Origin of the sequence: Phytomonospora endophytica (assembly GCF_014202425.1) — a bacterium.
Classification (GTDB): domain Bacteria; phylum Actinomycetota; class Actinomycetes; order Mycobacteriales; family Micromonosporaceae; genus Phytomonospora; species Phytomonospora endophytica.
This window is the reverse complement of record NZ_JACHGT010000026.1, coordinates 76,815-89,349: the sequence shown is the minus strand read 5'-3', so window position 1 is coordinate 89,349 and position 12,535 is coordinate 76,815. Positions and strand designations below refer to the sequence as shown.

General features: G+C 67.2%; 11 protein-coding genes and 1 pseudogene. 3 read left to right on the top strand and 9 right to left on the bottom strand.

The features are described 5' to 3' along the window. Positions 1-825: 825 nt before the first annotated feature. Positions 826-1,857 carry a hypothetical protein gene (locus HNR73_RS38060; RefSeq protein WP_184792942.1) on the bottom strand — a complete coding sequence of 344 codons (1,032 nt, stop codon included), beginning with the start codon at positions 1,855-1,857 and terminating at the stop codon, positions 826-828. Positions 1,858-2,404: 547 nt separating this feature from the next. On the opposite strand from HNR73_RS38060, the gene HNR73_RS38055 reads away from it, so the two are divergent. Continuing rightward, positions 2,405-4,099, top strand: a complete 1,695-nt coding sequence (locus tag HNR73_RS38055) for a potassium channel family protein (protein WP_184792941.1) — start codon at positions 2,405-2,407, stop codon at positions 4,097-4,099. A gap of 51 nt (positions 4,100-4,150) precedes the next feature. Here HNR73_RS38055 and HNR73_RS38050 read toward each other — a convergent pair whose 3' ends face one another. Both HNR73_RS38050 and HNR73_RS38045 read right to left on the bottom strand, forming a co-directional pair. Then, positions 4,151-4,453, bottom strand: coding sequence for a hypothetical protein (locus HNR73_RS38050; RefSeq protein ID WP_184792940.1), 303 nt, complete (start codon positions 4,451-4,453; stop codon positions 4,151-4,153). Between the two features lie 96 nt (positions 4,454-4,549). Next, positions 4,550-4,726 (bottom strand): hypothetical protein, encoded by a 177-nt coding sequence (locus HNR73_RS38045; protein ID WP_184792939.1) that lies wholly within the window; start codon positions 4,724-4,726, stop codon positions 4,550-4,552. Between the two features lie 354 nt (positions 4,727-5,080). Here HNR73_RS38045 and HNR73_RS38040 point away from each other — a divergent pair, with 354 nt between their 5' ends. Both HNR73_RS38040 and HNR73_RS38035 read left to right on the top strand, forming a co-directional pair. Further along, positions 5,081-5,932: a helix-turn-helix domain-containing protein gene (locus HNR73_RS38040; protein WP_184792938.1), complete on the top strand. Its 852-nt coding sequence runs from the start codon at positions 5,081-5,083 to the stop codon at positions 5,930-5,932. Continuing rightward, entirely contained in the window at positions 5,929-6,123 is a 195-nt protein-coding gene (locus tag HNR73_RS38035; RefSeq protein WP_184792937.1) for a DUF397 domain-containing protein, read from the top strand. The genes HNR73_RS38040 and HNR73_RS38035 overlap by 4 nt, the downstream gene beginning before the upstream one ends. Before the next feature lie 58 nt (positions 6,124-6,181). Here HNR73_RS38035 and HNR73_RS38030 read toward each other — a convergent pair whose 3' ends face one another. From HNR73_RS38030 to hppD, 6 genes and pseudogenes are all read right to left on the bottom strand, one after another. Then, a complete protein-coding gene (locus HNR73_RS38030; protein ID WP_184792936.1) occupies positions 6,182-7,177 on the bottom strand; it encodes a hypothetical protein in 996 nt (331 codons plus the stop codon). A 298-nt stretch (positions 7,178-7,475) separates the two neighbouring features. Beyond that, a pseudogene (locus HNR73_RS38025) lies at positions 7,476-7,811 on the bottom strand (4-hydroxyphenylpyruvate dioxygenase); the annotation flags it as partial. A gap of 203 nt (positions 7,812-8,014) precedes the next feature. Next, positions 8,015-9,463, bottom strand: a complete 1,449-nt coding sequence (locus HNR73_RS41140; RefSeq protein ID WP_221331339.1) for an ASCH domain-containing protein — start codon at positions 9,461-9,463, stop codon at positions 8,015-8,017. A 3-nt stretch (positions 9,464-9,466) separates the two neighbouring features. Continuing rightward, positions 9,467-10,066, bottom strand: coding sequence for an AAA family ATPase (locus tag HNR73_RS38010; protein ID WP_184792935.1), 600 nt, complete (start codon positions 10,064-10,066; stop codon positions 9,467-9,469). Further along, positions 10,063-10,980: a hypothetical protein gene (locus HNR73_RS38005; RefSeq protein ID WP_184792934.1), complete on the bottom strand. Its 918-nt coding sequence runs from the start codon at positions 10,978-10,980 to the stop codon at positions 10,063-10,065. Before HNR73_RS38005 ends, HNR73_RS38010 begins: the two co-directional genes overlap by 4 nt. Positions 10,981-11,286: 306 nt before the next feature. After that, positions 11,287-12,456: a 4-hydroxyphenylpyruvate dioxygenase gene (gene hppD, locus HNR73_RS38000; protein WP_184792933.1), complete on the bottom strand. Its 1,170-nt coding sequence runs from the start codon at positions 12,454-12,456 to the stop codon at positions 11,287-11,289. Positions 12,457-12,535 lie beyond the last annotated feature (79 nt).

Here is a 12,535-nt window from a genome sequence, read left to right as displayed (position 1 = left end):
AGGTCGCGCGCAGCGCGACACACCCCCCACCACTACTTACCTGTGTCTCCGTCGCTTCGGCCAGGGATTGGTGCAACACGAAGGTTCTGGGGCTGTCAAGGGCGCTCTTTCCCTTGACTGTCCCAGGTTCTTCGTGTCCCCTTGACCGGCCGAAAAAGACGGAGACAGGTTGTGCCAAACAACCTCAGCCCCGCGCCCCGGCCACCCGACCGGAGACCGCTAGGGCACCCCCAGTCTCCCGAGCGAGGCCGGGGGTCAAGGGGGCGAAGCCCCTTGCGGGGTCCGGGGCAGAGCCCCGGCAACGCACCCGATCTCAAGGACGCGGACACCTCGCCGCAGCGGGTGAACCCGCAACCCTGCCCGCGACGCACACCCGCCGGCTCGGACCTGTACCCGACCGGCACACGTGTTGCCTCATGAGGTCTACCGGTGGTACCGAAAGTTGTGAGGCCGGGCCAGACAGGCAGGCGCCGAGCGATCGAGGTACATGACCGGGAGCCCCACCCCCGCGCCCGCGAACCGTGGCCCGCGGCCGCACCCCCCACGAGGCCCAGGCGGCGGACGTAGCTGGCACGCGAGCAAGGCGGCCAGCCGCGCCGAGCCCCCACCCCCACACGAACGAACCCCGCCACGCATGGCGTGGTGGCCCGCAGAGCCCACCACCGCGCCCAGCGGCAAGCGGCAAGCGAGCCGAGGCCGCCCAGCGACTGAGCCACATCGCGAGCGACGCACACCCACGCCCCAGCGCCAACAAGCAAGGGAGCCGCGGCCAGTCGCCGCGGCTCCCCACGAGGACCTTCCGGCCCTCGCGTACCTACCTACTGTTTACCGCCCGGCGATGTCCCCGGTCAGCGCCTTGCCCGGCATGCCGCCGGTCAGGTCGCCCACCAGCGGCAGGCCGCCGAGCAGGTCGGTCGCGACCGGCATGCCGACCTTGCCCTCGGTGGGCACGCCGACCGGCGCGGCACCGGGGAGGCCCGGCAGGCCGCCCTTGGTCAGGCCGCCGACGACGGGGAGTCCACCGGTGGTGCCGGTGACCGTCGAGAGCGGGCCGCCCGCCAGGCCACCCGCGACCGGCAGTCCGCCGACGAGACCCGAGATCGGGTCCGCCTGGGGCTGCGGGAGCGGCATGGGCTGGTCGGCGGGCTTGACCTTCTTCTCGGTCGCCTTGGCGGGCTTCGCGGGCTTGGGGGCCTGCGGAGCCGCGGCGGGCTGACCGCCGGTCAGGCCGCCCACGAGGGGCAGGCCGTTGGTGATGCCCGCGGTCGGCAGTCCGCCGGTGAGGTCCTGTGACGGGATCGCGCCCGTCGCCCCACTGAGGACGTTGCCGGCCGTGGTGTCCAGGCCACCGACCGGAAGGGGGAGCCCTTCGGTCGGCTGCTGGTCGAGAACGGACTGGACCGACATGAGGTCGGCGACGACGCTCTGCGAGTCCAGGCTGTTCAGCCCGTCGGCCGAGGGGATCATGCCGAGCGGCATGTTCCCGACCGAGGGCAGGCCGCCGTTGACGGGCAGCCCCTTGCTGACGCCCTTCTGGACGCCGTGGGTCAGACCACCGGCCATCTTGCCGAACGCGTCGGCCGGACCGGCTTCCTTGACGCCCTTGCCGTGTCCCTTGTCGGCGCCGAGCAGGCCGCCGCCAGGCAGCGAGCCGAGGGCTCCGGTCGGGGACGGCAGCCCGAGCGGGCTGTCGCTGGCGAGGGCGCCGGTGGCCCCTCCGACGAGGTCGGTGGGGTTGAGCATCTGGCCGAGCCCAGCGACACCAGCGGTGGGCGCTCCGGCCTTACCGACGGTGGTTCCGTCGGCGGCCTGCGCGACCCCTGCCGCGAGCAGGACGACCCCGCCGGCGACTCCCATGGTGCCCACAGTGCGTGTAAGCCACTTGTTCATTGCATACCTTTCAACATTCGTCACTGCCGATGGGTCGCCTGCTCATCCCGCAGGCGACTGCTGCGGCCTGTCGCCGCCGTGGCGTCGTTCTCCGCGCGGTTGCGCGGGTCGCGGCGTCGCGGTGCCGTCCGGGCCGGATGCCCGGGCGGACGGTTGGGTGCTGAAAATTCGCGGATCCATGTGGCCGACTCCGGTTTCGCCAACCGGGGACACGCGAGGTCACGGGCGCGCACTGCGGGCCGGCAGTCGCCAGGCCGGCCTTGACACCGGTGCGCGCGCTTGCGTCTCGCGAGGCGCGCGGCGCTGGAAGCGCCGTGCGCGTGTCGGCCGTCGCCGTGGATCTGCGACCAGCGGTCCCAGGCGAACAAGGCCGTCAGACACTGGCTGTGCCTCAGTCGATACAACGAGCGACCTCCTGCTTAGGCACTGCCTGTGCTGGAGGAATTACCGGCGGGTCGATATCTCCGACGCGGACAAGATCGCGTTATGGCGTCGGCTGGTTAGCCTTCAGGGCATGCTGGCCCCCCTCGCCGCGCGGCGGCGCAAGTCTCATCTCGTGGTGTGCGGGGACGACGCCTTGGCTTTCCGGCTGGTCGAGGAACTGTGCGAGCGCGACGAGCAGGTCACGGTCCTGCTGCGGTCGAAGAAGCACGCGCACGGGCCGCAGATCGCGCGGATCTCGAAGGTGATCGTGATCGAGTCGGAGCGTCTCGACGAGGACGCTCTGCGCAGCGCGGGGATCGAGAACGCGAAGGCGATCGCGTTCATGCGCCAGGACGACGTAGACAATGTGCACGCGGCCTTGCGGGCCCGCGCGGCGAACGCGCGCATTCCGGTGGTGCTGCGACTGTTCAACACGTCGATCGGCGCGCGGGTGCGGGAACTGGTCGACAACTGCACGGTCATCTCCGACGCCGACATGGCGGCACCATCCTTTGTGTCCACCGCGCTGGGCGAGATCCCCGACGCGCACGTCGAGCTCGGCGGCGGACAGAACCTCTACCTGTCCCGCGCTTCGAACATTCCCGACGCCAGGACCGTCTGCGGCATCCGCAGCACCGACGACGGCAAGAAGCTCGTCCCGGCGACACATCCGGAGGCCGAGCTGGTCCTGGCGCTCGCGGACGAGCCGCCTTCGCCGGCGAAGTCCCTGGTCCGGCATCGCCTGCGCAGCGCGGCCACGAAGGTCTGGGACGTGCTGCGCGAGACCGTCGACCGCAAGCTGCGGATCGCGACGCTGGGTCTGTTGCTGTTCGTGGTCCTCGGCACCTTCCTGATCGCCGAGAACCACGCGCCGCCGATCAGCTGGCTCCAGTCGGCCTACATCATCATTTTGACGACGGCCGGCGGCATCGACCCGGACCTGAAGGCCGCCGGGATCGAGCAGGTCACGCACATGATGGTCGCCTTCGCCGGCGTGGCACTGGTTCCGGTGCTGACGGCGTCCATTGTGGAGACGGTGGTGGGCAGGAGGCTGGCGGCCGCGACGGGGCAGCTGCGGCGGCCGATCAGCGACCATGTCGTGGTGATCGGCCTGGGGAACATCGGGGTCCGGGTCATCACGCAGTTGTCGAATCTGGGTGTGCCGGTGGTGGCGATCGAGGAGAACGAGCTCTCACCGGGGATGGAGAGTGCGCGCAGGCTCGGGGTTCCGGTCATCCACGGCGACGCCAGCCGTGCCGAGACCCTGCAGGCGGCGCAGGTCCGGACCTGCCGTTCGCTGGTGGCGGTGACGAGCAGCGATGTCGCCAATCTTGAGGCCTCGTGGAACGCGCTGGAGATCCGTTCTTCGCTGCGGGTCGTCCTGCGTGTCGGTGACGGGGATCTGGCGAAGCGGATCGACGAGCGCACCGACGGGACGAAGACGCTGTCGGTGTCCACTGTGGCCGCCCCGGCCTTCGCGGCGGCGATGACCGATCAGGACGTGCTGGGGACCATCACCGTCGACCGGGCGGTGCTGGTGATCGCCGAGGTCGAGGTGGGGCGGGGGTCCGATCTGGACGGTGCTCCGGTCGCCGCGATCCGGGAGGGTGTGGTGCGGACCGGGGTGTGGGTGCTGGCGGTGCGCGACGAGCGCGGGTTGGCGTTCTCACCGCCGGCCGCGCGCGTGTTGAGGGCGGGCGAGGGCTTGCTGGTCGTCGCGGGTCGCGCGGATCTGCGACGGACGATGCGGCGGGTGGCGACGCCGTTGGAGCCGGCCGAGGGCTAGCGGAATGCGCCTGTTCTTAAGCTGCGCCTGTTCTTAAGCTGCGCCTGATCTTCAGCTGCGCCGAGTGAGTGTGCGGTGGTCGGCGCGGATGAGGGCTTGGACTTCGTGGAGGTCCCACATGCGGTGCCGGCCCCGGAGCCGCCGGAAGGCATGGGGGAACACAAGAGAGAGAACGGATCGGGGTGTCGCGGCGGTCCGGCGGGCGAGGGATGCGAGGAGCTGGGGGGTGGTGCAGTGATGGTGACGGGCCCAGCGCCCGAGGAGCGCCAGACCGGTGGTGAGGAAGAGAGTCGAGGACGCGCCGCCGAGTGCGGTGATGTGCGGGGGAAGTTCGGCTAGGTTGTGGAGCGACATTGAGGCTTGTCCTTTCTGTTGGAGAGCCACCCCGGGAGCTGCCAGGCTTTTGTCGGGGTGGCTCGTTTCGCTATGGGGCCTGGGTGTGTTCCGGGTTCAGGTGAGGCCGTATTCGGCGGCTTTGACGCGGAAGATGCAGGCGGCGACGGGGTTGCCGCAGGTGCAGACGCGGGGTGAGGCGGACGCGGGTTGGTGGTGGACGAGGATGAGGCGCCACCAGAGGCGCCACTCGCGGTTGAGGTCAGGTTTCGGGTGCAGGGTTTCAGGCGGCACGGATCCCCCAAAGGCGTGCGGAGTTTTTGGGCAAGGGGGACCGGACGGATGTTGTACACGCGTCGATGCGGTGCCGCCCGGTCCCGGCCCGCCGATAAGGCGGGTGACTGGGGATCACCGCTCATGAAAAGATGAGGGTGATCGGGAAGTGAATGTCGAAAGGCATCTCCCTTCTTCGGTTGTGGGGACCGGGGCGGGACAGGCGACCAACCTTTAGGCCCGCCCCGGTCTGTTTTGAGCGAATCTCGCGATGACGTGACCGCCCTCACTCGATTGCTCTCCGTAGTTGTACCATGATGTAGCTGGCTTTACAACGTTGGCATGATGGTTACTACAGATTTCGGGATGTGAATGATGGCGACGAAGCGCCGCCCGACACTGCGGGCGGTCAGGCTCGGCCAAGAGCTGCGGCGGCTGCGCGAAGAGGCGGACTTCAGCGTCCGCAGCATCGGCGCCGACCTCGGAATCGATCCCGGCAACGTGTCCAAGATGGAATCCGGCAAGCTCCCGGCGACGATCCGGGATGTGGACAACTACCTGCGAGTCTGCAACGTCCACGACCCCAAGCGGCGAGATGACCTCCACAAGATCTGCCGGGATGTTACCCAGAAGGGCTGGTGGGAGGGCTACATCGAAGACATCGCTGGCGTACTCATGGATCGAATCTGGCTGGAGTCCAAGACCGAGGCGATCGACGCGTTTGCTGCGATTCTCATTCCCGGACTTCTACAGGTCCCCGGATACGCCGAAGGCTTGATGCGCCTCGATCGCCCGGAGGCGACCGATGACGAGATCCAGCGATGGATCGAGGTCAGGACCACACGGCAGCACATTCTGACCACACACGATCCCGTGCAGTACAGCGTTGTGATCGACGAAGCCGTTCTCAAACGTCCAGCAGGTGGCGTTGAGGCGATGGACCGCCAGTTGGACTATCTGGTGCAGATGAGCGAGCGGCCGAACATCGAGATCCGCATACTTCCCTTCTCGGTGGGCATGCACGCAAGCTTGACCGGTGGCTTCGAGATCCTTCGCCTGGAGGATCCGTATCCGGAGGCATGTCTCCTTACGGTCCCAGGTGGAGATGTCTGCGTTGAAGGAGACATGGTCGACACTCTTGCCCAGACGTATGATCGCGTCCTGAAAGCAAGCCTCGGGCCTGAGGCTTCCCGTGAACTGATCATCGCCGAGAGGAACAGTCTGTGATCTCCTGGCGCAAGAGCAGCCGTAGCGGCAACGCCGGTGGCTCGAACTGCGTTGAGGTTGGCTGCCGCACGAATGCCGGCATCGCCGTCCGTGACACCAAGCACCGCACCGGCGCCGTCTTTACGCTCACCCCCGACTCCTGGTCGGGCTTCGTGCGCGACCTCAAGTCCGGCGGCTTCGACGTCGCCTGACCTCCGAACAAACACGGCCCGCCACCCTCACGGGTGGCGGGCCGCTTCATTCACTCCCCTACACCGGGATCACGCTGACCACGGCATCGTCAGAACTCCCGTGCACGTAGTACGGGTGGTCGGCAAGAAGCTGGTGCTTCAGATAAACAGAGAACACCGGAAGACATCCGCTCCCCGTCAGCACCGGCACCTTGGGGTTATGCAGGTACACCGGCTGATGGTGCACGTACTGCGGGATCCGCACATCACTCGACACGGTGCTCGTCTTACACACCGACCCGTCCTTCTTGAACTGCGTCGCCACCAGGGTGGTCCGTACGAGGGACCCCTTCTTGTCGTTGGCGGTCACAGGGCACGGAGCCTTGTCCTTGCCATAACAGGTCGTGAGCTGGGCATCCCCGAAAACGCTCAGGCTCGTGGCGCCACCGGGCGCCTGCCACAAGCCCGTCGTCTTGGGCACGGACGCGCTTCCCTTGACAGCGGGAGCCCACACGGGGGCCGACTTGGTCACAAGGGACCGTCCGGTCGTGGCGGCCTGTGTCGTGCCGGCGTACTTCCCGGCGACCTCAACGAATCCGCTCATGAGACCGACCCGGCCGGCATCGCCCAGCGAGCGCGTCCACAGCGACAGGTCGCAACGGAAGCTCGCGGCGGTCGCGGTGGGCAGCAGGAACCTCGTCGTGAGGGCCACTGTGGACAGGGCTCCATTCCCCGCCGCGTAGACGTTCTGGCTCCGCAGCAGCTTACGAACGGACGTCCCCTTGTTGTTGAAGCACTCCACCTGGTTGTCGACGAGAATCCGGGTGGTGGCGTTGCCGAACTTGAGACTGCTGTTGATGTAGGCGGCCTGCCCGGCCGCGACGTTGAAGGTCACCGAGGCGACCTTGACGTTCAGCATCGGCGCGTTGTACGCGGGCGAGCGGTAACTGGCGGGTTTGACGTCGGCCCGCGAGGACAGCGCCGTCGCCTCCTGGGTCAGCAGTAAACCGGCGGCCGCGACCGCTACGGCGAGGACGCCGTACAAGGTGCGGCGGAAGAGTCTTGCTCTGGTCACAGGGTTCCCCGTTCTTGCTGTATCGGCGATACACGAGCATGACGGGAACCGGCTTCAGAACAGCTTCACCCGGTCCCGTACCGCCGACATCCTCTCGCATCGCCACAAGTCGCCCCCGGCACGCCGAAACCGCGCCTCCCCCGCCAGAGGAGACGCGGTCGCGACACCCGTCCTATGTGGTCGACCCACTCGCGAAACGCACCGTCCCGGAGACTCCTGGCCTCCGGGACGGTGTCCGCTTCCCGATCCGCACGGCGCCACAGTCACCGACGCGGAAACCGGGTGCTGGGCACGCGGCCTAGAGGTTCCCCCGCTTGTCCTGCTCACGCTCGATGGCCTCGAACAGGGCCTTGAAGTTGCCCTTCCCGAACCCGAGCGAACCGTGGCGCTCGATCATCTCGAAGAACACCGTCGGACGGTCCTGAAGCGGCTTGGTGAAGATCTGCAGCAGGTAACCGTCCTCGTCGCGGTCGACGAGGATCTTGCGCTTCTTCAGCTCCTCGATCGGCGCACGCACATCACCGATGCGGGCGCGCAGCTCCGGGTCGTCGTAGTACGAGTCGGGCGTGTCGAGGAACTCGACACCGGCGGCGCGCATGGCGTCGACGGAGGCGAGGATGTCGTTGGTGGCTGCCGAGCTCGACATTGCCGACGACGTGGTCGATGGCCTGACCGTGCCCATTTAAAACCACGCGCTTCGGGCCGGTCGTGCGCTCCACGATCGGGTCCTTCGCACCGAAGCCGGGCAGAAACGGCCCGGTGTACTTCGAGCGGTCAACGGTCTCGGGGAGAAAATGCGGTGGTACGCACCGCTGCGCCAGTGGAGATACCCGCCGATCACACCAACTCGATCCCCAGGGCCAGCACCCCCAAAGCCTCCCGCTCCGGCGGATAGATCTGCCGCACGTTCGCGAGCTGCTGCTCCCTGCTCGCCAGCGGGTTCACCGATCCGAGATCCTCATGAGCGAACATCTCCTCGAAGTCCGCGTACCTCGCCACCCGCGTCACCCTCGTCAGTACCTCTTCCTCCCGGCAACGGAACCTGATCAGCGAGCCCACCTTGATCTTCTTGCGGCTCGAATCGTTGACCCGGATCTCGGTCGTCTTCCGGCCCGAGGCGATCAGATCGAAGTACCGCTTGTAGATCCCCATCTCGTGGGCACGAGGGCGCGCGTCGAGATCGTCCGGCCGCACGCTCATGAGTCGCCCGAGCTCCTTCACCGTGAACGAACGGAACAGGTGCTTCGGGTCGGCGAGTAGTTCGCCGACCAGCCAGACCAATGCGTCCACATAGTTATCGGTGCTGCCCTGCCAGGCGGTGGTGTCCAGCATCCACGGCTCGACATCAGCGGGGAGAAGGCTTGATCCGTGCTCTCTCAGCAGAGACTTCGACAGTTTCGCCCCGGTCGGAGCCAGTACCTGCGGGGTGAAGATCCTCATCGGCATCTGCGCGGCCGGGGTCCCGAGGGCACCCAGAGCGCCGTCGACCAGCTGGCACCCGAAGGCCCAGTCTCCTCCCTTCATCATGACGCGCAGGACACTCGTGTCGCGACCAAGCGCCCGTTCCTTCACCAGGTTCCGATAGAGGGTCGCGAGATCCAGGTACGGTCCACCATCCTCGGGATCCACCTGCGCCTCGTAACCCCCGTGATCGAGGCACACGGCCGTGAACACGGCTCCGTCCTCGTCGAGGTGAACGAGCTTTGTCCGGTCTGCGCGCTTCTCCGCCCATCCGCATTCCGGACAGGGCACTCGAACATGCACCACGCCGTGAGACGGCGCGATCCACCAGCGAATACCGTCCAGGTGTTCAAGTGTTCGCAAGAACTCCGCACGGAAGCCCGGCGACGCCTGTTGATCGGTGTAGGTCTCGATCACGTAATCGGTACCGGTCGCCTCGGCGAGCGATTCGAAGAAGTCCCGGTAGTACGTGTCGATCAGCTCGCCGATGCCCTCCTTGCCCAGTGCATGGAAGTAGGTCTGCTGGTAGGCGTGGTGGGTGTCCGGGTCGAGAGTGACCTCGAAGGGCGCGTTGTCGAGTGCTCCGAAATAGACGGTCGTGTCGATGCTGAACTCTCGCCGGGCGACCTTGGCCAGGAGGAACGCCGCCGTCTGGACGAGGTTCGTGCCCAGGTGGGGTGCGCCGTTGATCTGCGTTCCAACGACGAACTCGATGCGCTGCGGCCGCGCAGCCTGCACACGCGGACGGAGGATGTCGATCGTCCTGAGTAGAGCATTCGCCAAGACGCTGTTGGGTGAGAGCAGCAAGGCCTGGTTCTCCGGCACGACTCACGCACCACGGCTCGGTTTGGGCAGGCGGAGGTTGGCGCAGATGAAGTCCAGGCGCTCGACGGCGGAGTTGGGTGGTACGAACACCGGCTCGTATCCTGCGTCGTAGTACCCCTGGACGATCAGCTCGTGGACCCGTCGTATCTCCCGGTCCTGCGCCCACACGACGTCGTCGGCGTCTTCGAAGCGGTCGAGCGGGTCCAGCACGAAGACGACGTCGTACCGGTAGATGCGGTTCGCCTGCTCCAATTGAGGAGTGGGACCAAGACCGAAGAAGGCGTCCCACCCGTATCCGTCCGGGATCCCGCGGTTGAAGAACCGGATCCCGTGCTTGTGACGAGTGAACTCGGAGATGAAGGCGTCGAGAACCTCCAGCGAGTACTCGTGGCGGTCTTCCCTGCGCAGGTGCCGCCCGAGCCTCGCTCTGTGCTTGCGGTAGATCTCGCGCCCCGGTTCGGCTTCCATGCACGGGATCTGGGCGTCGAGGATCGCCTCGATCAAATCGTCCTTGCCCGAACTCGGACCTCCGGTGATGACATACCGGAGCGGGCCCGCGGCGGCCGCCGCTCCCAGAGCCTCCGCCAGTGCGGTGCCGGTCATCGTGACTCCTCATCGATCGCGGTGGAAAGGAACGGCCGGATCCACGCGTTCCCGAGTTCGACGTCGCCACGGACCGAGGCGAGGAATTCACGGCGCGAGTCCGCCGTCGACGCCGCTTCCCTCAGACGTGTCGCCAATGGCGCGGGCAACGGGGGTGTCCACCCCGCGAGTGAGAGCATCACGTCGGGAGTCTGACCGTCATTCCGGCCGTAGGCCTGGCCGTGTGCCACTGCGGCGGCACTCGCGCGTCCCCACATCCAGGCCGCCGTGACCGCGCGCGGCACGATCTGGGCTTCTTCTGATCCGAGGCTGACGAGCCGCTCGATCGCCACGAGCTCGGCACGAAGCCCGTAGATCGCGGCCCAGAGCCGGGACACCGCCTCTTCCTCCTCCGCGACTTCCCACGCGAAGGGATCGGCGGGGACTCGCGGTCGGGCGCCGGCCGGGGTGAGACGGGGGGCGATGGCCTTGGTGCGGGTGAAGCCGTCCGCGTCGGCGAGCAGATCGGCGGCCAGTTGCTCGATGAGCCGCGGCTCGACCCGCTTGCGAAAGTGGTGCACCTCGTGGCCGGCACTGACCGCCGCGGCGGATCTTCGCTGAGTGAGGTTCTGCCCCGGCAGGGCGGGCGGCAGTCCGAAGAGCGCGCGAACCGCTTCGGCGTACCTGGCGTCCTTGAACCGGGCGAGAAGACTCTGCAGGAGTCCGTTCAGAGCGCTCGTGCGACTCGGCGCGTCCGTCGGGTCCACCGCACGCGCGACGACGCCTCGAAGTTCGGTCAAGGAACCGGTCGCGCTCGTGACGGGAAGCCCTCGCCGCAAGACCTGCTGGAGGCCGTAAATCACGTCCTGGCTAGCTGGGCTTTTTTTGGGCATGCATTGAGTGAACCACGATGCCCAGAAAAAGCCCAGAGCCATGCCCAAAAGATGCCCACCAGCGCGCGAGAAGCCGCCCCGGAGACACGGACGATGGTCCCCGAGGCGGTATCCGCCTCCCCTACCGCCGCTGTCGCGAAAGCCAGGATGTGCGTAGGTACGCGGCTTACCACCGGGCCCCGCGCCTCCCCCGCCAGAGGAAACGCGGTCGCGACACCCGTCCCATGTGGTCGACCCACTCGCGAAACGCACCGTCCCGGAGACTCCTGGCCTCCGGGACGGTGTCCGCTTCCCGATCCGCACGGCGCCACAGTCACCGACGCGGAAACCGGGTGCTGGGCACGCGGTCTAGAGGTTCCCCCGCTTGTCCTGCTCACGCTCGATGGCCTCGAACAGGGCCTTGAAGTTGCCCTTCCCGAACCCGAGCGAACCGTGGCGCTCGATCATCTCGAAGAACACCGTCGGACGGTCCTGAAGCGGCTTGGTGAAGATCTGCAGCAGGTAACCGTCCTCGTCGCGGTCGACGAGGATCTTGCGCTTCTTCAGCTCCTCGATCGGCGCGCGCACATCACCGATGCGGGCGCGCAGCTCCGGGTCGTCGTAGTACGAGTCGGGCGTGTCGAGGAACTCGACACCGGCGGCGCGCATGGCGTCGACGGAGGCGAGGATGTCGTTGGTGGCCAGGGCAATGTGCTGTGGCCCGGGACCGTCGTAGAACTCCAGGTACTCGTCGATCTGCGACTTCTTCTTCGAGATCGCCGGCTCGTTCAGCGGGAACTTCACCTTGCGCGTCCCGGAGGCGACGACCTTGCTCATCAGCGCCGAGTACTCGGTGGCGATGTCGTCGCCGACGAACTCGGCCATGTTCGTGAAGCCCATGACGCGCTTATAGAACTCGACCCACTCGTCCATCTTGCCGAGCTCGACATTGCCGACGACGTGGTCGATGGCCTGGAAGAAACGCTTCGGGCCGGTCGTGCGCTCCACGATCGGGTCCTTCGCGACGAAGCCGGGCAGAAACGGCCCGGTGTACTTCGAGCGGTCGACGAGGGTGTGAACCGTCTCGCCGTAGGTCTCGATGGCGGCGATACGGACCTCGCCGTGCTCATCGGACAACGTCACCGGCTCGGTGTGGCCGATCGCGCCCTGCGCGAGGGCGTGAGCGTAGGAGGCGTCGACGTCGGGAACCTCAAGGGCGATGTCGACGACGCCGTCGCCGTGGCGGGCGTGGTGGCCGGCGCCGGGTGCCTTGGCGTGGACGGCACCACTCAGGACGAAGGTCGCCCCGCCGGAGACGAGGACGTACTCGGCGTAGTCGCGATAACCCTGCTCGGGGCCGCGGTAGGCCACGCGCTTCATGCCGAAGGCGGTCTCGTAGTAGTGGGCGGCCTGCTTGGCGTTGCCGACCATGAAACGGACGTGGTCCCAGCCCTTGATCGGGAACGGGTCCTTGGTGATGTCGTGGTCGATGGCGCCGACCAGCACCGACTCGTCGATCTCGGGTTCCACCTGGGTCATGGCCGCCTCCTCGCGTTCACCGTGGGTTACCGGCGAAGCATCCCGTGCCGGCCACGGGTTGGGCAAGAGTGCGAGCGAT

Bases quoted from the DNA above. Each gene is read 5' to 3' on its own strand.
- HNR73_RS38005 (WP_184792934.1), bottom strand. From the start codon at position 10,980: ATGGCTCTGGGCTTTTTCTGGGCATCGTGGTTCACTCAATGCATGCCC.
- hppD (WP_184792933.1), bottom strand. From the start codon at position 12,456: ATGACCCAGGTGGAACCCGAGATCGACGAGTCGGTGCTGGTCGGCGCC.
- HNR73_RS38050 (WP_184792940.1), bottom strand. From the start codon at position 4,453: ATGTCGCTCCACAACCTAGCCGAACTTCCCCCGCACATCACCGCACTC.
- HNR73_RS38040 (WP_184792938.1), top strand. From the start codon at position 5,081: ATGGCGACGAAGCGCCGCCCGACACTGCGGGCGGTCAGGCTCGGCCAA.
- HNR73_RS38010 (WP_184792935.1), bottom strand. From the start codon at position 10,066: ATGACCGGCACCGCACTGGCGGAGGCTCTGGGAGCGGCGGCCGCCGCG.
- HNR73_RS38055 (WP_184792941.1), top strand. From the start codon at position 2,405: ATGCTGGCCCCCCTCGCCGCGCGGCGGCGCAAGTCTCATCTCGTGGTG.
- HNR73_RS38060 (WP_184792942.1), bottom strand. From the start codon at position 1,857: ATGGGAGTCGCCGGCGGGGTCGTCCTGCTCGCGGCAGGGGTCGCGCAG.